Here is a 19,200-nt window from a genome sequence, read left to right as displayed (position 1 = left end):
ATTAAAGATTGCAGAGCTTCGAAGACGGACACTCCCCCCTATCGGTCGGGAGTGTTCTGCGTTCGTAAACTACTCGAACCGTTTGAGGGTTCCGCTAAAGTAGCTTTGCCCTCGCCTTTACTCCAGACTAGCCTGTTAAAGAACGTAACAATGCTAACAATTTGTACGAGGGGGGAGACATGGAACTAGGTGACAAGCTCAGCAGCATTGCACAACGCGGACGCGATCAGCTGGATCATATCAAGAACGAGGAGGCTACGAAGACAGCGCTCGTCATGCCGTTACTAGCCGCACTCGGCTACGATCCATTCGATCCACGTGAGGTAGTCCCTGAATTTACTGCGGATGTTGGAACGAAGAAGGGTGAAAAAGTCGACTACGCGATTCGGAAGGACGAGGAACTATCGATACTGATCGAGTGCAAGCCTCTAGGAACCGACCTCGCCAACACTCAGTATTCCCAATTATTCCGCTATTTTGGCTGCACCGAAGCCAAGTTCGCCATTCTCACCAATGGATTGAAGTATCGCTTCTATTCCGATCTAGATGCACAAAATAAACTAGACTCTCGCCCGTTCTTCATTTTCGACCTTGAGGATTTTAATGATAGCGATGTGGAAGAGCTCCGTAAGTTCACAAAGCCAAACTTTGATGTAGAAGCAATTCTTAGCACAGCGAATCGACTCAAATATACAAACCTCGCCAAGCGGGCAATTGAAGAAACGATCAAAGAAACGCCCGAGGAGTTTGTCAAGTATATTGTTTCTCAATTCTACGAGGGGCGGCAGACTAGGCAAGTGATCGACGAATTCACGCCGATCGTCAAGGAGGCAGGCAACCTGTATATCAAGGAGCAGGTAGCCCAGCGCCTTAAAGGTGCTTTGGCTCGTAATTACGTGGATGACACCGCTCCTCAGCCCGACCCTGTCCAGGCTCAGATAGAGCCCGAGCAGGATGATATCGTGACCACTCAGGAAGAGATCGATGCATATAATATCGTTCGATCGATTCTGGCAGAGGTAGTCGATGTCTCTCGTATTGCCATGCGTGATGCAAAGTCATATTGCGCCATCCTACTCGATGACAATAACCGCAAGCCGATCTGCCGACTGCATTTCAACACAAAGAGTGTCAAGCGTGTCGGATTCTTCAAGGATAAACAGCAAGAACTCGTAGACATTGAATCGGTAAGCGATCTTTTTAAGCATCGACCGACGCTAGTAGAAACTATTCAGGAGTATTTAGGGCAAAGCATTGAGGAAGTTTCTGCTGCCAAGTAATCAAAAATAGAGCTAGCCCCGACTGTGGCCGAGGCTAGCCATTTCCCGCTCCCCCTGAGCCCCAATCCAGCACACCGAGGCCACACCCCTTCAACGACTGGCACGCGGTGATGGCCTACCTGGGCGCCGGCCCGCCCGGGACCATAGGCTGCAGCCGATGGTCGATGCTCACCGGAGGGCCACTAACCAATCATTCAAACGGACGCTGCGTCATCAGCGAGCATATTCATGATCAGCCGGATCATCGTCTCCTTGTTGGCGGGATCGGACTCCGCCACCAGCAGCGTCAGCGCCGCCAAACCGACATCGTTGATCACGGGCTCCCCTGCCAATGACAGCAGGCGCCCATTACGGTGCAGGAAGTCGACGAACAGAAAGGCCGCACTGCGCTTGTTGCCGTCGGCGAACGGATGATTCTTGATCACGAAATAGAGCAGATGCGCGGCTTTCGACTCGATACTCGGATAGGCCGGCTCGCCGAACACGGACTGATCGAGATTGCCAAGCAGCGAGGCCAACCCATCGCTACGGTCTCGCGCAAACAGCGGCGTTGCTTCGCCCCGCGCCATCAGTTCCGCTTTCAGCGCGTCCAGCGCCGCTCTCGCCGTTTCCAACGAAGGAAGCTGACCGCCCGCCTGCACGTCAGGATCGCTCAACAGTCCTTCGTCATAGCGCTGCAACAGCAGAAACGTCTGCGCATAACGCGCGACGATATCCACCAGCCCGCGACCGCCCGGCAGATCCAGCGCCGGGCTGTGTGCCGCCTTGCGCACCAGTGCCATAGCGGCCTCAAGCTCCCGCGCGTTGGCTTCGAAGCGCTGCTGGTGCAGCGTCCAGCCCTGAGTCAGATGATCCCGGAGAACGCGAGTTGCCCATTGGCGAAACCGGACCGCACGCCGGGAGTTGACGCGGTAACCGACGGAGATGATGGCATCGAGGTTGTAATGCAGCCTCGCACGCTTGACCTTTCTGCCCCCTTCAATCTGAACTTGTAAGAATTCCTTACAAGTTCCCTCTTCCACCAACTCTTCCTCTGCGTAGATATTTTTCAAGTGGATCGTGATGTTCTGCGGCTTGACGTCGAACACCTCGGCCATCTGCCGTTGCGTCAGCCATACGGTCTCGCGACCCTCGTCCAGACGCACGTCTACCGCCTTGTCAGCATCCTCGTAGATCAGGATTTGTGACTGTTCGCTCATGTCGGTCTCGTCCAGGCGCGTTTCCCATCGGCTGACCATAGCACGGACGCTTGAGCGATTCGTGTCGCGTGGCGTGCACGCCCACCATCATAGCGAGGGGACACGGCCTGACTCAGTGCGCCTCGACAGCGGCACGCCCTTTGATGATTGAGCGGGCCAGCATCAGATACCCCATCGAACCACAGGCGGCCATGGCCAGGATGATAGCTTCAAGCGTATGCGGCAGCAGGGCGGATAATGCACTCAGAAGCCCGGCGATACCGAACTGGGCTGCGCCCAGAAGCGCTGCAGCCGTCCCACCGCTGGTGGGAAAGAACTCCAAAAAGCAGGCCTGAATATTCGGCGAGATCGCCCCCACCGCGCCGATGGTCAGCATCATGGCAGGCAGGAAGGCGTACAGCGGCCACTCCATGAAGGCAGCCATCACCAGCAACAGCATTCCGGCCGCCTGACAGCCCGTCGCCAACTGAAGGATACGAAGCGACGGCACCCTGGAAAGCAGCATTCGATTGAGAATATTGAAGATAAGCATCGCTACGATGTTCGCCGCAAACAGCATCGAAAAGCTCGAGGGCGACTGGCCGAAGTGCCCCTGATAAATCAGTGAGGCGTAGGTAATGAACATCATCAGGGTGGAAAAAGAGGCGGCCTGCCAGACGATGAACGGCAGGGCAGGCTTTGTCGACAGCACCAGTTTGTAACGCGCCAGCAGGCTCATCTGGGGGCTTTTCGCTCGCGATACCTTGCCCTTGCCGGTAAAGAGTACCCGCACCAGCAAGGGCACCAACAGCAGCGCGTATGCCGCCAGGGCGAAGAAGATATAGTGCCAGGAGCCAAACGACAGAATCGCGCTGCCTACGCTCGGGGCAATGCCCGGCGCCAGCACCATGATAAAGCCCATCATCGAGAACAGTTTCGCGGCGTCGCGGCCCGCCACCCGGTCGCGCACTAACGCCGGTACCGATACCAGGGTCAAACCGGCACCAAGGGCCTGAATGGCCCGCCCGCCAAGCAGGGTATTCAGGGAACCCGCCATGCCGATGACTATGCTCGAGAGCGCAAAAATCACCAGCCCACCCATCAGAACCCGCTGCCGTCCGAAGCGATCCGAAAGCGCACCACCGATTAACTGCCCCAGCGCCATGGCAAATACATACACCGAGACACTTAACGATACCGCCTGCTGAGAAATCCCCAGCGATTCGCCGATGACCGGAAAGGCCGGCAGATACGTATCCATGGAAAACGGACCTAGCATCATGGTCAACGCCAGGCTCAGCACCACAATGAAGGGCGTTTTAGATTGGGTCATAGAAGCTCTCGGTAAAAGGGCGTAATGATAGACGACATCAGCTTTATGATACCGACTGATGTTATCAAGGCAATCGAACAGAAAATGAGGGATACGCTATATAAACAATGCAGAGGAGCAGGCCGATACCTTTGCAAACATGCTCAAACAGCACGGCGCTACCACCTGTATGGCTGCGACCACTACCCACCTGGGCACGCTCCGGAATAGAGCGCGGCTGCCCCGCACAGCTTGCGACAGCACAAGCGCGAGTCGCTTCCGTGGCCTTATCCAAAGAGACGCCACACATCTCCAAGACATGCATCTCCCAAGCAAGCAACACTTAATGAACAAAAATCATCACCGCCAGCACCACCGTCAGCAGTAACAGGTACACCCCGGCATGAATGCGGTCGGGAATGCGCCCGATCCATCGCGACGCCAGGCGGATACCGAGCCAAGAGCCGGCCGCCAGCGCCAGCAAGGCGCGCAGGTCCACATACCCCGCATACCAGGTGCCCAGGGCGGTATCGCTGGCCGACAGCAACACGTAAGTCGCGGTGCCGCTCACCGCCATCGGCAACGACAACGGATTGGCCATCGCCGTGGCCGCCGTCATGCTGGCGCCTCTGCGGCGCATCAGCGGCACGGTCATCACGCTGCCGCCAACACCCAGCAAGGCGGCGACTGTGCCGATGAAGGTGCCTGTCATCGCTGTCACCAGGCGGCCCATGGGCCGTACATCGCCACCCGCCTGGTGCAGGAAGCCGGGCCTCAGGATGGCATCCGCAATGGTGAGCGCCAGATAGCCGATGAACGCCCAGCGCACCCAGTCTCCACTCAACGACATTGCCGCTGTCGCCCCGAGCACGGCACCGATGGCGATATAGCCGACCAGCGGACGCACCAGATGCCATTGCACGGTCCGCCGCCGGTGGTGACGCCAGGTCGACAGGGACGCCGCAAAGATCATCAGCGCGGTCGAGGTGGCCACCGCGATATGCATGGCCGCCAGACCCGCCGCGCTATTCGGCCCATGGACGGCAATCAGCAGGGTATATATCAAGGGAACGACGACGAAACCGCCACCGAAGCCGAACAACACGGTGGTGACCCCGGCCAACCCGCCGCAGAGAAGCAATACGCCATACACCGGAACGCTCCTGGTGAACTCACCCCTGGTGGAACTCAACGACAGGAACGATATTCCGACAGGGGCTGGCCGATGTTCGCCGGTTGGCCAATAATCGTCGTGTTTCGGCCAGGTTGACGACAATGCGCAATATCCCGCTGGCGGAGGTGGATCCTGTGGCCCGACCCGTCGTGGCTATCGGCACCGACTACAGCCCCGGCACCCTGCTCGACTTTCACAGCCATCGCCGTGCCCAGTTCCTCTACGGCATGACGGGCCTGATGGAGGTCGACACCGATGACGGCACCTGGATGGTGCCGCCCTACAGCGGCGTCTGGCTGCCGGAGGGCAAGCGCCACCGGGTGCGCATGAATGGCGTCAGTACCCGCAGCCTGTATATCGAGCCTCTCGCGGCTCCACGCCCCTCCCGCAACTGCGAGGTGCTGGTCGTGACGCCGCTCCTGCATCACCTATTGCTGGCCTCCGCCAACATGCCCGCGCTCTATGACGAGAGCGGCCGCGATGGTGCCCTCGCCCAGCTCCTGCTGTACGAGCTGCAACGGGCGCCGGCGCTGCCGCTGTTTGCCCCGCTGCCCCGGGATCCCCGACTGGCCAGCCTGTGCAGGGATTTTCTCGGCCGGCCGCATATCCGTAGCCTGCCCGAGGACTGGGCACGGCAGCTGCATCGCAGCCAGCGCACCTTCAATCGCCTGTTCCGTCAGCAGACCGGCCTGTCGTTCGCGGTATGGCGCCAGCAGGCCTGCCTGATGGCCGCCCTCCCCAAGCTGCTGTCAGGTAGCTCCGTTACCCAAACCGCGCTGGAACTCGGCTACGACAGCCCGGGCGCCTTCTCCAGCATGTTTCGCAAGGTGCTCGGTCAATCCCCCACCGCCTTCGTCCGCGCGGCTACTCGCCAGGAGGAGAACGACCCGCCCGCTTCACCACCCTAGCCGCGAAGAACCAAAATTATTATTTGCAAAATAGTGATGCCTTCTACACTGGATAGTGACCGTAAGGTTCTCTGGCATAAGTCGAAAACAGGAATCGATAGCAAAAAACGGTAGCCGTTGTCGGCATCACGGTGCGGACGACAAGGAGTTTGAAGTCTTAATCTCATCAGACGACAACAGACTTCTTTAAATGCTGATGTTAGCAAGGAGTATCATTATGAATGTTTTTGTAAACTCTTCTCTCCCCGTGCTGGTTGGGGCTTCTCTTCTGTTTGCCTCCGCTGCCATGGCCCAAGAAGTAGGCCCGCAGACGGGTGACAGGGAATTCTCCCTCTCCGGTACTGGTAGCAGCAGCAAGGACTTCGACAACGGCAGCTTCGGTGTTTCCGGCGACTACGGCTGGTACCTGTCGGATCACACGCTGGTGGGTATTCGTCAGAGCGTCAATTTTGCTGACGTGGAAGGCGATGACAACGTCTGGAATGGCAGCACTCGCGGCTTTGCCGATTACCACTTCGGCCGAGGCGCGGCCCGGCCTTTCGTGGGTGCCTCACTCGGTGGCATTTATGGTGACGCCGTGAAGGACACCGGCATCGCCGGCCTGGAAACTGGCCTCAAGTACTATATGCTGCCCACCACCTTCATCCAGGCAAGAGCCGAGTACCAGTTCTTGTTCGATAGCAGCAACAGTGCCGAAGACAACTACGACGACGGCGCCTGGGCCTATACCTTCGGCATGGGTATCAACTTCTGAGGATCAGCACTGATCCCATGTTTGTAAAGTGATCCACTTGGAGCGGACACCCCAGACGCCAGGGGTGTTCGTGGCCGATTCGTGACCGAGAAGACGCGCCATCGGTTTCCGATGCACGTCTCGTGCCTCCGGCATCAAGCAGCCGGCCCCGTGCTCTCTCGTACCACCAGTTCGAAGGGCATGATGCGATGCTTGTCCGCTGCGTCATCCCGCTCATCGATGATGTCGAGCAACAGGGCCACGGCCTCGCGGCCGAAATCCTCGGCGGGCTGGGCGATGGTCGTCAGGGGAGGATCGCAGAAGGAGGCAAAGGCGATATCGTCGAACCCCGCCACCGAGATGTCCTCGGGTATCCGCAGCCCCGCTTCCTTGATGCGCCGCATGGCCCCCATGGCCATTTCATCATTCTCGCAGAAGATCGCCGTCGGCCGGTCCGCTCGCGCCAGCAGGTCACCGGCTGCCCGATACCCCGAGGGCGGCGTGAAGTCACCGGGGCACCATAGGCTTTCATCCGGCGTCAGGCCGGCGACGGCCAGGGCATCCTGAAAGCCGAGCAGACGATCCCGGGTCAAGGGGCTGTTGCGTGGCCCCTTGATCATGCCGATGCGGCGGTGCCCCAGTGCCAGCAGGTGCTCGGTCACCACCCGGGCGGCGGCCCGGTTGTCGAGCCTGACGGTGGGGCACGGCGCCTCGTCGAGCACTTCGCAGGCGTTGACCATCGGCGGCCGCGCCTTGCCGTCCGAGGCCGTGAAGGGATCATAGGCACGCAACTGGATGAGGCCGTCGGCCTGGCGAGTCGACACCATGCCAGCGTAGGCCCGTTCGGTGCGTTCGTCGCCCAGGGTGTTGCACAGCAGTATGCCGTATTCCCGCCGCTGCGCCGCCGCCTGGAGGCCGCCGATCACCCGGGCATAGAAGGTGTTGGCGATGGTCGGCACCAGTACCACCAGGTTACGGGTCCGTTGCGACCGGAACTGCACCGCCGTGAGGTTCGGCCGATAACCGGCCTGCTCGACGGCGGCAAGCACCCTGTCGCGCGTTCCCGGCGACACGATGTCGGGCGTTTTCAAGGTGCGCGACACCGTCGCCACCGACACACCGGCCAGCTCGGCCACCTTGCGAATATTGGTCATGCCTGGCTGTGAACCTCCTCGATCTCATCAGGCGACTCGGCGTCGCCACGCGCCAGTCTACTGCATCATTGCACCTGGCTCACCGATGCACCCGCTCCCGCCCCCGCGACCTAGGTCTCATTGAACCCATGCGCTTCACGGGCTAGCTTTCAGCAAAATGTAACCGGTTACACTCATACATCAGACCGGTAGAGACAGTCCAGCCGAACCCTGTGGCTAGCGCCGGAGGCCCTGCAACGCCTGCGCCTGCCCGGTGGCCATCCCGAAGGTTATCTGGAGGCCCTGGCCAACCTCTATCGCGACTTCGCCGACGCCGTCCGGCGTGGCGAGCGCGGCACCGCCGCGGGCGTCCCCGGCATGGACGAGGGCCTGCGGGGCATGGCCTTCATCGAGGCCCGGCTGGAAAGCCAGGCCGGCACCGCCAAGTGGACATCCCTCGCTGACACTTCCCAGCGGCATGACGCGGAGGCAACGACATGACAGGCACTCACGACAGCGGCATCAAGGGGCCGGGGCTCTTTCTCGCCCAGTTTCTCGATGACCACCCGCCTTTCGACGATCTCGACACCATCACCCGCTGGGCCGCCTCGCTCGGCTATCGTGGCGTCCAGATGCCGACGGTCGATCCACGCCTGATCGACCTCGAACTCGCCGCCGACAGCCAGGATTACTGTGACGAGCTGACCGGACGCTGCGCCGAGGCCGGCGTAGCGATCAGCGAGCTTTCCACCCACCTGCAAGGCCAGCTGGTGGCGGTGCACCCCGCCTTCGATGAACTCTTCGACGGCTTCGCCCCCGCGCACCTGCATGGGCGGCCCGACGCACGCCGGCACTGGGCCGAGGCGCAACTCAAGCTCGCCGCCCGCGCCAGCCGGCGCCTGGGGCTGACAGCACACGGCACCTTCTCCGGCGCCCTGCTGTGGCCCTACGTCTACCCCTGGCCGCAGCGGCCGTCGGGGCTGATCGAGGAGGGTTTCGCCGAACTGGCCCGTCGCTGGCGGCCGATCCTGGATATCTTCGACGAACAGGGCGTCGACCTGTGCTTCGAGATTCACCCGGGGGAAGACCTGCACGACGGCGCCACCTTCGAACGCTTTCTCGACGCCGTGGACGGCCACCCCCGGGCGAAGATCCTCTTCGACCCCAGCCACATGGTGCTGCAGCAGCTCGACTACCTGGGCTTCATCGATCGCTACCACGAGCGCATCGGCATGTTCCACGTCAAGGACGCGGAGTTCACGCCCAGCGCCCGCAGCGGGGTCTACGGCGGCTATCAGGGTTGGGTCGACCGCCCCGGCCGCTTCCGCTCGCTGGGCGATGGCCAGGTCGACTTCAAGGGCATCTTCTCGCGGCTCACCCAGTACGGCTACGACGGCTGGGCGGTACTCGAGTGGGAATGCTGCCTCAAGGACGCCGCCCAGGGCGCCGCCGAGGGCGCGCCCTTCATCGACCGACACCTGATCCAGCGGGCCGACAAGGCCTTCGACGACTTCGCCGATACCGGCTCGGACCCGGGGCGCAACCGGCGCCTGCTGGGGCTCGACGAGACGCACTGACACCCGACACACAATAACGAGGGTTCGCCATGCTACGCACACGGCTCGGCATCATGATGTTTCTGCAGTTCTTCATCTGGGGTGGCTGGTTCGTCACCCTGGGCACCTTTCTTTCCCGGAACCTCGAAGCCAGCGGAGGCCAGATCGGCATGGCCTTCTCGACCCAGTCGTGGGGCGCGATCATCGCGCCCTTCATCATCGGCCTGATCGCCGACCGCTACTTCAACGCCGAGCGCATCCTCGCCGTGCTGCACCTGGCCGGGGCCGCGCTGATGTTCGGCCTGTACCGCGCCCAGGACTTCGCCACCTTCTACCCGCTGGTGCTGGTCTACATGATCCTCTACATGCCCACCCTGGCGCTGGTGAACTCGGTCTCCTTTCGCCAGATGCGCGACCCCGCGCAGGAATTCGCCAGGATTCGGGTCTGGGGCACCATCGGCTGGATTCTCGCCGGGCTGGCGATCAGCTACCTGTTCTCCTGGGACAGCGCCGACGCCATCGCCGGCGGCGCCCTGCGCAACACCTTCCTGATGTGTGCCATCGCCTCGCTGGCACTGGGCCTCTACTGCTTCAGCCTGCCTGCCACCCCGCCCAAGTCGGACACCCGCAAGAGCGGGCTGAAGGAGATCCTCGGGCTCGATGCCCTGAAACTGCTCAATGACCGCAACTACGCGATCTTCTTTGTCGCCTCGGTGCTGATCTGCATTCCGCTGGCCTTCTACTACCAGAACGCCAACCCCTTCCTGGCGGAGATCGGCGTGGCCAACCCCACCGGCAAGATGACCCTGGGGCAGGTCTCGGAAATCCTGTTCATGCTTTTGCTGCCGGTGTTCATCCACCGCTTCGGCATCAAGATCACGCTGATCGTCGGCATGCTGGCCTGGGCCGTGCGCTACGCCCTCTTCGCCTTCGGCGATGCCGGTGAAGGCGTCTACCTGCTGCTGATCGGTATCGCCCTGCATGGTGTGTGCTACGACTTCTTCTTCGTCTCGGGGCAGATCTACACCGATGCACGCGCCGGCGAACGCTTCCAGAGCGCCGCCCAGGGCATGATCACGCTGGCCACCTACGGGGTCGGCATGTTGATCGGCTTCTGGGTCGCCGGCCTGGTCACCGACCACTACGCCACCGCCGACGGCCACGACTGGCAGGGCATCTGGCTGTTCCCCGCGTGCTTCGCCCTCGCCGTCCTGCTGCTCTTCCTGGTGGCCTTCAAGGACAAGCATGGCGCCAGGCAAGCGCCCGAGGCGAAACGTACCTGAGAGAACCTCGACCGATTCGCCGGCGTCATGCCGGCGGACACGGCCGGGACTTCACGTCGATTAGCACTCCAAAATGTTTACAGACTATGCTTACCCCGCTTCATAAGAAGGCATTCAGTCAGAAGCTACCAGTAATCAGGTTTATCAGCCGGCTTCTTTCGTGTATGAACACGATTAGAGAGTTGGTGGGTCTCAAGCTCTTCGTTTGAGATATAGCGGCGCATCCAGTGGGCTTGCTTCTTCAACGAACCTGGGGGCGTACGCTCAATCCCCTTTCGGTGGGGGAGAATGATGCCGACTCGTAGATGTGGGAAGTCGGCTCGGATCGCCTCTAAAGCAGGAGTCATATCCGTATCTCCTGACACCAGTACGACCTGCTGGATTCGATCTTCTGGTGAGCTTCCCCAGAACTGCTTGGCTGCAAGCCGGTACATCGCAATGCCTATCCGTACGTCGGTTTCCTTCTCCTCGAGGTTCCAAATGTCGACTTGATCTTGCCTCGAGGCCGGTACATCCCTGGAGACAAAGCGTGGGGCCTTCCGGTGATCTAGGCGATGGCGGCCCCAGTGCACTATGACGCCGCGAGCCTTGAGAGCCCGAACATAAGTATCTTGGGCCTGTTTGGATTGCTGACCGCGGGAGGCCAGTACTGGCTGAACGGGGGATGTGAAGTAATGGATCTCGTCAGTTTGGCTGCGAGGGTCGTTCTCGTGGGCAATAGCTTCGAGCAAGGACGAAAGATCAAGCCACTTGTACGGCGTGCCTGCCAGTAGCCCATAGAACATGTTGTAGCCGTCGACAAAGAAGGCTGTCTTCACGAGTGAGATCCTCAGACACGAAGAAACCGGCACGGGGGCCGGTTTCTTCGCCCTGACTGCCAGCGAACTTAATCACTGCGTGCAGGGCTGAGTCGTTTCAGGAGTTTCGCCCATTTTCGAGCAATGTGCAACATTTTCATCTGATCCGATGCCAAGGCATGCAGTAACCACCGATAGGAACGTGCCACGCCACAAGCGCTCATGGCGGCGTTACCCCCGTTAGACTGCTGTCTAAGCCCCTGCATTGACTTCGGTACGAGCGACCATAGCACGCCCTCTCCGACGAATCCGGCAGGCTCGACTTCGACACCGAACCGGCAGCCGGGCCCGTCACGAGAGAGGTGGATGGATGACGGGTGCATGCCGCGCCATGAGCTCGGCGATCCAGTCGATGAATACGCGCAGCTTCGCGCTGACATGCCGATTCGGCGGAAACGCCAAGTACAGCGGCATCGGGTCGAGCCGCCAATCCTCGAAAAGGGCCACCAGCTCCCCCGAGGCGAGATGGTCCCTGGCCATGTAGTCCGGCAGCCACAGGACGCCCAGGCCGGCCAGGCCCGCCGCGAGATAGCTGTTGCCATCGTCCGTCGACAGGACGTAGCGGCCCTGCACCTTGATGCTCTCCTGATCGCGATGCATGGCGAAGGGCTTGCCGAGACGGGACCCCAGGAAGCCCACGACGCGGTGATGGGTATTTTCCAGCTCGCCAGGATGCGCGGGCGAACCGGCGCGTTCCAGGTAGCTGGGCGCTGCATAGACCCCCAGCCGCAGGTCGCCGATGCGCCGCGCCATCAGCGATTGATCGGTCAGCTCGCCACCGCGCACCACGCAATCCACCTTCTCGTCGATGATGTCCACCATGCGATCGCTGACGCCCATGTCCAACTGGATTTCCGGGTAGCGGGCATGGAAGGCAGGTAGCGCCGGTACAAGAATCATGCGGGCCAGCGGGCTGGGAACGTCCACCCGCAACCGCCCCCTGGGTACGCTCGAGCCGACGGACAGGCTGGTCTCGGCATCGTCCAGGTCAGCCAGCAAGCCTAGCACCCGCTCATAGTAGGCGGCGCCGTCGGCGGTCACGTTGACCTTGCGCGTGGTGCGGTTCAGCAGGCGAACGCGCAAGCGTGCCTCCAGCTGCTGCACGAGCTGCGTGACGCTGGTCTTGCTCATGTGAAGGGTGTCGGCGGCCTTGGTGAAGCTGCCGGTTTCCACCACCCGCGCAAACGCCCGCATTGCATCGAAACGGTCCATGGCTTCCCTAAATAGTTACCCAGGGCTCTTCGTGATTGTTCGTGATCTGCAAACAGTGATGGCCAGGCTTGCTCGTTTATCCGCGCCCCCGCCGCTCCTAAATTAGCACCATCGTTGACACGGGTCGCTTCTGCCCGCTGATGGAGACAAGACCATGACCAAGCGTGACGTCGTTTTCCCGGCCGGGCGCCAGGCGCTCTACGAGCGGAACCGCTATTCACCGGCGATTCGCTCCAATGGGTTCCTGTTCGTCTCGGGCCAGGTGGGTAGCCGGGAAGACGGCTCCCCCGAGCCGGACCTGGAGGAACAAGTCCGGCTCGCCTTCGACAATCTGATGGCGATCCTGAAAGCAGCCGGATGCACCTTCGACGACGTGGTCGATGTCACCGTGTTCATGGTCGATCCCCAATCGACATTCGAGACGGCCTGGAGCGTAGTATCCGAATTTTGGGGGAACGCGCCGCACCCGACGCTGACCGCCGTCGGCGTCACCTGGCTCTATGGCTTCGATTTTGAAATCAAGGTGATAGCGAAGCTGCCGGAATCAGCGGCTGGCTGATAGAAACACCGTTGGGCCCAGCCGGATAGTGCGGTTTGGCTGGCCTTCTACGCGGTCGTGAATTAGCTGGGCGCCGGGCGTGGCGGCAATCGCGACCTGGCCGAAGGCCTGGCCAACGGAGGCCTGGCGTTCAAGCTGCACAGCCCCAGCACCCGAGTTTCCTGAGGAATGGCCGTTACTCCGACCAAAGGTAAATTAAACACCACCTAAGTGTTGGTAGCAGATGCTCCCCGCAGCGCAGGTCTGGAAACAACCCTTGGCCCGAAAGTCTCCGATGACCCGATTCGAGTTCCGTCGCTCGATGCGTGCCAAGATCGATCATGGTCATTTGCCGACTGATCTGCAATGGCTGGTTCAATGATGCGCTTGCCTCGGTACGCGCACCCGTACCTTGGCCGGGTTTATGAAACCGGAAAATCACTCACCATGAGTGAGCATTTTTCGGTTTACGGGCGATGAAATCCAGCGAGATACCTGAACAGTTGTCTGTTGCCCCTTTGAACCACTATATACCTAGCGGTTAATCAAAATAGGGCTCCAATACCCTCTCGATCCAATTCATGAAGGCCCGGACGCGTTGCGACAGGTTACGCCGATGGGCCACGACAAGCGACGCGGCGAGAGGTTCAGGACGTAGGTCGGGCAGAATCTCCACTAGCGCGCCACTTTCGATGTGATGTGCGAGCGCCGAATATCCCGCCTGAATCAATCCAATGCCCGCAAGTCCGGCTGCATGATAGGTCTGCACACTGTTGACTTGCATCACGCCTGGCAGCGGAAGCGACGCATAGCCGTCGCCGTCTGGATATTCCCATCCGGCAAGCTTGGCGCCGAGTGTTTGCGTGTAGTGAACCATCTGGTGCCCTTGGCTGTGCAGGTCATCGAGCGTGTGCGGTATGCCGTACCGTGCCAGATAGCTCGGGCTCGCAGCATTTATCATGCGCAGCTTGCCAAGCGGTCGGGCAATCAGCGTCTCGTCGACGATCGGACCCAGACGGATCACGCAATCGAACCCTTCTTGGACGAGATCGACATGCCGATCGGTGCTGGACAGTTCCAGTTCCAACTCTGGATGCGCCGTCATCAGTTGTGGTAGTGCGGGAACCACGACGCTTTGTGCCAACTCGGTCGGCATGCCGACGCGCAATCTCCCCTGTAGTGGTGCGCCGTTATCCACGAACATTGATTGCAATTCTTGTACTTCGGCCAGCAGGTCGCGTGCGCGTGAATAAAAGGCACGTCCATCTTCCGTAAGCTGCACACTCCGCGTGGTCCGATGCAGGAGGGTGGCACCCACATCTCGCTCAAGTCCACGGATCACCGTAGAGACACGTCCCTTCTGGATACCCAGGCTTTCGGCCGCACGCGTGAAGCTCGTCATTTCAGCGACACGAGCAAAAATCAAAAGTGCGTCAAGGTTTTTCATTGTTCACCTTAAGAGTAACAGAGCGTTCTATTTTCCGTCATTTATAACTCGTTTATGACTCAATAGACTAGCTTTCCATGTCGTCCACAGCGGACAATTTGAACGCAAGGGAGCAACCATGACTCAACACACCACACCGGTTAGAACGGTCGTCGTCTACCACTCTGGCTATGGGCATACCGAGCGTATGGCAACAGCCATCGCCGAAGGCGCCGGCGCCGTACTCGTCGCAATCGACACCGAGGGAAACCTTGCCGAGGATGCATGGAAAACGCTTTCCGGCGCGGATGCGATCCTGTTCGGCTCGCCGACCTACATGGGCGGCCCTAGCTGGCAGTTCAAGAAGTTCGCGGACGCATCCTCGAAGATCTGGTTCGAAGGTGGATGGCAAAACAAGCTCTTTGGCGGCTTTACCAATAGCGCGAGTCTCAACGGCGACAAGCTCAATACGCTCGAATACTTCTTCCTGTTGGCTGGGCAGCACGGCGGCATCTGGGTCAGCATGGATATCAAGCCTGCGAACGTGAAAGCCTCAAGGCGTGACGACCTGAATCGCATGGGCTCCTATATCGCGCCGATGGCGCAGACACCTGCCGATGCGTCGCCTGAAGAGATGTCGCCAGGGGACCTCGAGACGGCACGCCGCTATGGCGCACGCGTCGCAATGATCGCCGGACAGTTTCGGTCCGGAAAATCTCAAAGCAGCTGAAGTCCTCGCGCGCGAGGCACGACAGACTGGACGCCGCCGCATTTTATCCAGCCAATCTCGAAGGGAGTTGCCATGAAATACAAGCAACTTGGCCGCACCGGCCTGTATGTCTCCGAGCTGTGCCTCGGCACGATGACGCTGGGCGGCAATGCTGACGCCGGCATGTGGACGGCGATCGGCGCACTCGGTCAGGACGAGGCGAACCAACTGATCGCCCGCGCGCTTGCTGACGGAATCAATTTCATCGACACCGCCGATATTTATTCCTTTGGCCAGTCTGAACGCGTCGTCGGACAGGCGCTGAGAGACCTCGGAGTACCACGCAGCGAGATAGTGCTGGCTACAAAGACAGCCGGCGTGATGGGCCCGAAACCCAACGATCAGGGGGCGTCGCGCGGTCATATCATGGATTCTGTGCAGAGAAGCCTGGAACGGCTACAAGTCGATCATATTGACCTTTATCAGATACACTCCAGCGATCCTGTCACGCCGATCGAAGAAACGCTGCGTGCCCTCGACGATCTCACGCGGCAAGGTCTAGTCCGTTATGTCGGCGTCTCGAATTGGCGCGCAGGCAAGATCGGCAAAGCGCTCGGGCTGAGTTCAGCGCTTCACGCCACGCGCTTCGAGACGCTACAGGCCTACTATTCGATCGCCGGACGTGACGTAGAGCGCGAACTGGTACCACTCGTTACCGAGGAGCGGATGGGCTTGCTCGTCTGGTCGCCCCTCGCCGGCGGATTGCTCTCCGGGAAGTTTGGTCCCGGGGCGCTAACCGCAGAAGATTCGCGGCGCCGCCATTTCGACTTTCCGCCGGTCGATCTTGATCGAGCCTGGCCATGCGTTGCAGAGATGCGCGCCATAGCCGACGCACGCGGTGTCTCGGTCGCCCGGATCGCGCTCGCCTGGTTACTTGCCAAGCCGCATGTAACGAGCGTAATTATCGGCGCTAAACGGGTCGAACAGCTCGAAGATAATCTCGGCGCGGTAGATGTCTTTCTTACCGAGGAGGAGCTTACGCGTCTTGAAGCCGTGAGTGCTCTGCCTCCCTGCTATCCCGGCTGGATGATCGATCATCAGGACGCGAGCAGGTTCCCCCTACCTTTCAGGCCCGTCGCATCGAATTAGAACCGGCTACTACATACCAATACTTTCGGCGTGGGCGGTTGTAAGCACCCGCCCCGAGTTGAATTGAATGCGCCCACTACAAGAGAGAGATAGATATGCCAAAAGGTTATCTGATCGCACACGTCAGTATCTCGGATGCAACTGCTTACGCCGCCTATGCAAAAGCTGCAGGCGACGCAATGAAAAATTTTAGCCCGAAGTTGATTGCATCGTCGGGACGGTATGAAAACCTTGAAGGCGAATCCCACGGACGGCATGTCGTCTTTGAGTTTGATTCGTTCGCCGAGGCCAAGCGTTTCTATGAGAGCCCCGAATACCAGACGGCCAAAGCGCTCCGCGCTGGGGCAGCGACTGGCACCTATGTCATTCTCGAAGGGACCTCATAACGCTGACCGCGAAGCGCTCGAACACGACGCTTTGTCTGAAAAATACCTGAGCTCACCCATACGGCGTTAAAAATCGACTCGGGCGCGAGTCCGATCACAATGCTCATTTACCCCGCGTAAACGCCTGCATTGCATCGAAACGGTCCATGGCTTCCCTAAATAGTTACCCAGGGTTCTTCGTGATTGTTCGTGATCTGCAAACAGTGATGGCCAGGCTTGCTCGTTTATCCGCGCCCCCGCCGCTCTTAAATTATCACCATCGTTGACACGGGTCGCTTCGGCCCGCTGATGGAGACAAGACCATGACCAAGCGTGACGTCGTTTTCCCGGCCGGGCGCCAGGCGCTCTACGAGCGGAACCGCTATTCACCGGCGATTCGCTCCAATGGGTTCCTGTTCGTCTCGGGCCAGGTGGGTAGTCGGGAAGACGGCTCCCCCGAGCCGGACCTGGAGGCGCAGGTCAGACTTGCCTTCAACAATCTGATGGCGATCCTGAAAGCAGCCGGATGCACCTTCGACGACGTGGTCGATGTCACCGTGTTCATGGTCGATCCCCAATCGACATTCGAGACGGCCTGGAAGGTGGTGCCGGAGTTCTGGGGGAACGCGCCGCACCCGACGCTGACCGCCTTGGGAGTCACCTGGCTCTATGGCTTCGATTTTGAAATCAAGGTGATAGCGAAGCTGCCGGAATCAGCGGCTGGTTGATAGAAACACCGCTGGGCCAGCCGGGTATTGCGGGCCGGCAGGCCTTCTATGCGGTCGTGAATTGACTGGCCGCCGGGCGTGGCGGCAAAGGAGGAATGGGCAAGGCGTCTGGCGTAGCTCGCAGAGGGCATGCACGACCAGACGGTCATGAGCATTGGTTCATAGACAGATAGTCGCATTGAGGAAACTGTCAGGACACTCTATTTTTATTTGTATGATGTATTACTTTCATGAAAAAACAACGAAAACGAACATCGTTTGCCAACTTCCGCCGCCGACAACGACAATACACAAGGAATACCAATGAAACGAACAACCACGCTGGCAGCCAGCCTGCTCATGGGGACGGCTATCTTGAGTGCATGCCTGACGGCCCAGGCCGCGACCTACGTTTATGTCTCCAACGCCGATGACGGCGTCATTTCGAGTTACACCCTCGACCGCGACGCCGGCACGCTGACGCCACTGGCGACCACCCAGGCCGGCGATTCGGTGATGCCAATGGCGGTGAGCCCGGACCGGCAACACCTGTATGCCTCGATCCGCAGCGAACCCTACCGGGTTGTGACGTACCGCATCGATGCGCAAAGCGGCAAGCTGACCCGGCAAGGCAGCGGTTCATTGCCCGCCAGCATGGCCAATATCGACACCGACCAGAGCGGCGCTTACCTGTTCGGGGCGGCCTACGTGGGCGATGTGGTCAGCGTCAGCCCCATCGACGCCGATGGTGTCGTTCAGGATTCCCGGCAGGTCGTCGAGACGGGCCAGCATGCGCACGCCATGCATGCCTCGCCGGACAACCGTTACGCGTTCGCCTCCAACCTCGGCGATGACCAGATCGCTCAGTTCCGTTTCGACCCCGAAACGGGGCAGTTAACCCCCAACGATCCCGACGCTGCCAGTACACCCGACCAGACCGGCCCCCGCCATTTCCTCTTCACGCCCAATGGCCAGCATGTCTACGCCCTGGGCGAGTTCACGGGCGCCGTCACGATCTATGCCTACGATTCCGATACCGGCACACTGACGCGTCAGTCGACCGTACAGGGCGTAGCGGATTCGCTAAACCTGGCCCAGGGCATGAAACGCGACATGATCCAGGAAGGCGATGACACGCCACGCATATGGGCCGCCGACATCCAGATCACCCCGGACGGCCGCCATCTCTACACCTCCGAGCGCACCAGCAGCACCATCAGTGCCTTCGAGGCCGACCCAGAGACCGGAAAGCTCACTTACCTGCGCAGCACCGAGGTGGAAACCCAGCCACGTGGCTTCCAGATCGATGACACGGGAAAGTACATGGTCGTGACCGGGCAACTCGACGATGAAATCGGCCTTTATCGCATCAATCCCGAGGACGGCATGCTCGAGCTGGCCGACACCGCCCCGACGGGCAAGAACGCCAATTGGGTCGAGATCGTTTCGTACGACTGACCAAGGAGAAAGTTCCGACTGATCTTACCCAGATTGGTGGACACTGGTCTCAATTCTGAAACGCTTGCAACGTCGATCGATACGAAGTCCGTTCACGCTCGGCGTAGAGTTCGAGCTCATCATGGACCTTGCCTTGCAAGGCCGCCTCCAGGGCGCCGCGGTTCGCGTTGCCCGCGTAGGCGTCGTTGCCGCCACCGCCGAGGTTCGACTGGAAGATGCCCG

Annotated in this window: 18 protein-coding genes; 11 read left to right on the top strand and 7 right to left on the bottom strand. The window is 60.2% G+C overall.

The genetic code is table 11. The annotated features are described in order from the left end of the window. The first annotated feature begins 179 nt into the window (after window positions 1-179). Window positions 180-1,280 carry a type I restriction endonuclease gene (locus HR9077_RS10275; RefSeq protein ID WP_136066912.1) on the top strand — a complete coding sequence of 367 codons (1,101 nt, stop codon included), beginning with the start codon at window positions 180-182 and terminating at the stop codon, window positions 1,278-1,280. A gap of 194 nt (window positions 1,281-1,474) precedes the next feature. Here the strand turns inward: HR9077_RS10275 and rhuM are convergent, their stop codons facing one another. The 3 genes from rhuM to HR9077_RS10260 all read right to left on the bottom strand — a co-directional run bounded on the left by rhuM (window position 1,475) and on the right by HR9077_RS10260 (window position 4,923). Beyond that, a complete protein-coding gene (gene rhuM / locus HR9077_RS10270; RefSeq protein WP_136066911.1) occupies window positions 1,475-2,479 on the bottom strand; it encodes a virulence protein RhuM/Fic/DOC family protein in 1,005 nt (334 codons plus the stop codon). A gap of 112 nt (window positions 2,480-2,591) precedes the next feature. Beyond that, window positions 2,592-3,791, bottom strand: a complete 1,200-nt coding sequence (locus HR9077_RS10265; RefSeq protein ID WP_136066910.1) for a Bcr/CflA family efflux MFS transporter — start codon at window positions 3,789-3,791, stop codon at window positions 2,592-2,594. Window positions 3,792-4,113: 322 nt separating this feature from the next. Further along, window positions 4,114-4,923 carry a sulfite exporter TauE/SafE family protein gene (locus tag HR9077_RS10260; RefSeq protein ID WP_136066932.1) on the bottom strand — a complete coding sequence of 270 codons (810 nt, stop codon included), beginning with the start codon at window positions 4,921-4,923 and terminating at the stop codon, window positions 4,114-4,116. A 155-nt stretch (window positions 4,924-5,078) separates the two neighbouring features. On the opposite strand from HR9077_RS10260, the gene HR9077_RS10255 reads away from it, so the two are divergent. Further along, a complete protein-coding gene (locus tag HR9077_RS10255; RefSeq protein WP_244613147.1) occupies window positions 5,079-5,852 on the top strand; it encodes an AraC family transcriptional regulator in 774 nt (257 codons plus the stop codon). Window positions 5,853-6,069: 217 nt separating this feature from the next. Next, window positions 6,070-6,606: a hypothetical protein gene (locus HR9077_RS10250; RefSeq protein WP_136066908.1), complete on the top strand. Its 537-nt coding sequence runs from the start codon at window positions 6,070-6,072 to the stop codon at window positions 6,604-6,606. Window positions 6,607-6,740: 134 nt separating this feature from the next. Here the strand turns inward: HR9077_RS10250 and HR9077_RS10245 are convergent, their stop codons facing one another. Continuing rightward, entirely contained in the window at window positions 6,741-7,739 is a 999-nt protein-coding gene (locus tag HR9077_RS10245; protein ID WP_136066907.1) for a LacI family DNA-binding transcriptional regulator, read from the bottom strand. Window positions 7,740-8,215: 476 nt separating this feature from the next. Here HR9077_RS10245 and HR9077_RS10235 point away from each other — a divergent pair, with 476 nt between their 5' ends. Together HR9077_RS10235 and HR9077_RS10230 are read left to right on the top strand one after the other, a co-directional pair. After that, window positions 8,216-9,295, top strand: a complete 1,080-nt coding sequence (locus HR9077_RS10235) for a sugar phosphate isomerase/epimerase family protein (protein ID WP_136066906.1) — start codon at window positions 8,216-8,218, stop codon at window positions 9,293-9,295. A gap of 29 nt (window positions 9,296-9,324) precedes the next feature. Next, window positions 9,325-10,557, top strand: coding sequence for a nucleoside permease (locus tag HR9077_RS10230; protein ID WP_136066905.1), 1,233 nt, complete (start codon window positions 9,325-9,327; stop codon window positions 10,555-10,557). A 125-nt stretch (window positions 10,558-10,682) separates the two neighbouring features. Here HR9077_RS10230 and HR9077_RS10225 read toward each other — a convergent pair whose 3' ends face one another. Continuing rightward, window positions 10,683-11,375, bottom strand: coding sequence for an NYN domain-containing protein (locus HR9077_RS10225; RefSeq protein WP_136066904.1), 693 nt, complete (start codon window positions 11,373-11,375; stop codon window positions 10,683-10,685). Between the two features lie 330 nt (window positions 11,376-11,705). After that, on the bottom strand, window positions 11,706-12,626 hold the full coding sequence (locus tag HR9077_RS10220) for a LysR family transcriptional regulator (protein ID WP_136066903.1): 921 nt from the start codon (window positions 12,624-12,626) through the stop codon (window positions 11,706-11,708). A 154-nt stretch (window positions 12,627-12,780) separates the two neighbouring features. Between HR9077_RS10220 and HR9077_RS10215 the strand changes: the two genes are divergently transcribed. Beyond that, window positions 12,781-13,185 carry a RidA family protein gene (locus HR9077_RS10215; protein WP_136066902.1) on the top strand — a complete coding sequence of 135 codons (405 nt, stop codon included), beginning with the start codon at window positions 12,781-12,783 and terminating at the stop codon, window positions 13,183-13,185. A gap of 520 nt (window positions 13,186-13,705) precedes the next feature. On the opposite strand, the gene HR9077_RS10210 is transcribed toward HR9077_RS10215, so the two are convergent. Then, entirely contained in the window at window positions 13,706-14,611 is a 906-nt protein-coding gene (locus tag HR9077_RS10210) for a LysR family transcriptional regulator (protein WP_136066901.1), read from the bottom strand. A gap of 118 nt (window positions 14,612-14,729) precedes the next feature. On the opposite strand from HR9077_RS10210, the gene HR9077_RS10205 reads away from it, so the two are divergent. From HR9077_RS10205 to HR9077_RS10185, 5 genes are all read left to right on the top strand, one after another. Further along, window positions 14,730-15,320: a flavodoxin family protein gene (locus HR9077_RS10205; RefSeq protein WP_136066900.1), complete on the top strand. Its 591-nt coding sequence runs from the start codon at window positions 14,730-14,732 to the stop codon at window positions 15,318-15,320. 72 nt (window positions 15,321-15,392) lie between these two features. Continuing rightward, on the top strand, window positions 15,393-16,448 hold the full coding sequence (locus HR9077_RS10200) for an aldo/keto reductase (protein WP_136066899.1): 1,056 nt from the start codon (window positions 15,393-15,395) through the stop codon (window positions 16,446-16,448). Between the two features lie 95 nt (window positions 16,449-16,543). Then, window positions 16,544-16,834: a DUF1330 domain-containing protein gene (locus HR9077_RS10195; RefSeq protein WP_136066898.1), complete on the top strand. Its 291-nt coding sequence runs from the start codon at window positions 16,544-16,546 to the stop codon at window positions 16,832-16,834. A 302-nt stretch (window positions 16,835-17,136) separates the two neighbouring features. Next, window positions 17,137-17,541: a RidA family protein gene (locus HR9077_RS10190; RefSeq protein WP_136066897.1), complete on the top strand. Its 405-nt coding sequence runs from the start codon at window positions 17,137-17,139 to the stop codon at window positions 17,539-17,541. 303 nt (window positions 17,542-17,844) lie between these two features. Then, window positions 17,845-18,978 carry a lactonase family protein gene (locus tag HR9077_RS10185; protein ID WP_136066896.1) on the top strand — a complete coding sequence of 378 codons (1,134 nt, stop codon included), beginning with the start codon at window positions 17,845-17,847 and terminating at the stop codon, window positions 18,976-18,978. The last annotated feature ends 222 nt before the right edge of the window (window positions 18,979-19,200 follow it).

This window comes from Modicisalibacter radicis (genome assembly GCF_900961225.1).
Lineage (GTDB): Bacteria > Pseudomonadota > Gammaproteobacteria > Pseudomonadales > Halomonadaceae > Modicisalibacter.
The sequence above is the reverse complement of the archived record's forward strand: the minus strand, read 5'-3'. Positions and strand labels throughout refer to the sequence as shown.

Coding starts and splice junctions, on each gene's coding strand:
- HR9077_RS10275 (WP_136066912.1), top strand. CDS start 180: ATGGAACTAGGTGACAAGCTCAGCAGCATTGCACAACGCGGACGCGAT.
- rhuM (WP_136066911.1), bottom strand. CDS start 2,479: ATGAGCGAACAGTCACAAATCCTGATCTACGAGGATGCTGACAAGGCG.
- HR9077_RS10265 (WP_136066910.1), bottom strand. CDS start 3,791: ATGACCCAATCTAAAACGCCCTTCATTGTGGTGCTGAGCCTGGCGTTG.
- HR9077_RS10250 (WP_136066908.1), top strand. CDS start 6,070: ATGAATGTTTTTGTAAACTCTTCTCTCCCCGTGCTGGTTGGGGCTTCT.
- HR9077_RS10245 (WP_136066907.1), bottom strand. CDS start 7,739: ATGACCAATATTCGCAAGGTGGCCGAGCTGGCCGGTGTGTCGGTGGCG.
- HR9077_RS10235 (WP_136066906.1), top strand. CDS start 8,216: ATGACAGGCACTCACGACAGCGGCATCAAGGGGCCGGGGCTCTTTCTC.
- HR9077_RS10230 (WP_136066905.1), top strand. CDS start 9,325: ATGCTACGCACACGGCTCGGCATCATGATGTTTCTGCAGTTCTTCATC.
- HR9077_RS10220 (WP_136066903.1), bottom strand. CDS start 12,626: ATGGACCGTTTCGATGCAATGCGGGCGTTTGCGCGGGTGGTGGAAACC.
- HR9077_RS10215 (WP_136066902.1), top strand. CDS start 12,781: ATGACCAAGCGTGACGTCGTTTTCCCGGCCGGGCGCCAGGCGCTCTAC.
- HR9077_RS10210 (WP_136066901.1), bottom strand. CDS start 14,611: ATGAAAAACCTTGACGCACTTTTGATTTTTGCTCGTGTCGCTGAAATG.
- HR9077_RS10205 (WP_136066900.1), top strand. CDS start 14,730: ATGACTCAACACACCACACCGGTTAGAACGGTCGTCGTCTACCACTCT.
- HR9077_RS10200 (WP_136066899.1), top strand. CDS start 15,393: ATGAAATACAAGCAACTTGGCCGCACCGGCCTGTATGTCTCCGAGCTG.
- HR9077_RS10195 (WP_136066898.1), top strand. CDS start 16,544: ATGCCAAAAGGTTATCTGATCGCACACGTCAGTATCTCGGATGCAACT.
- HR9077_RS10190 (WP_136066897.1), top strand. CDS start 17,137: ATGACCAAGCGTGACGTCGTTTTCCCGGCCGGGCGCCAGGCGCTCTAC.
- HR9077_RS10185 (WP_136066896.1), top strand. CDS start 17,845: ATGAAACGAACAACCACGCTGGCAGCCAGCCTGCTCATGGGGACGGCT.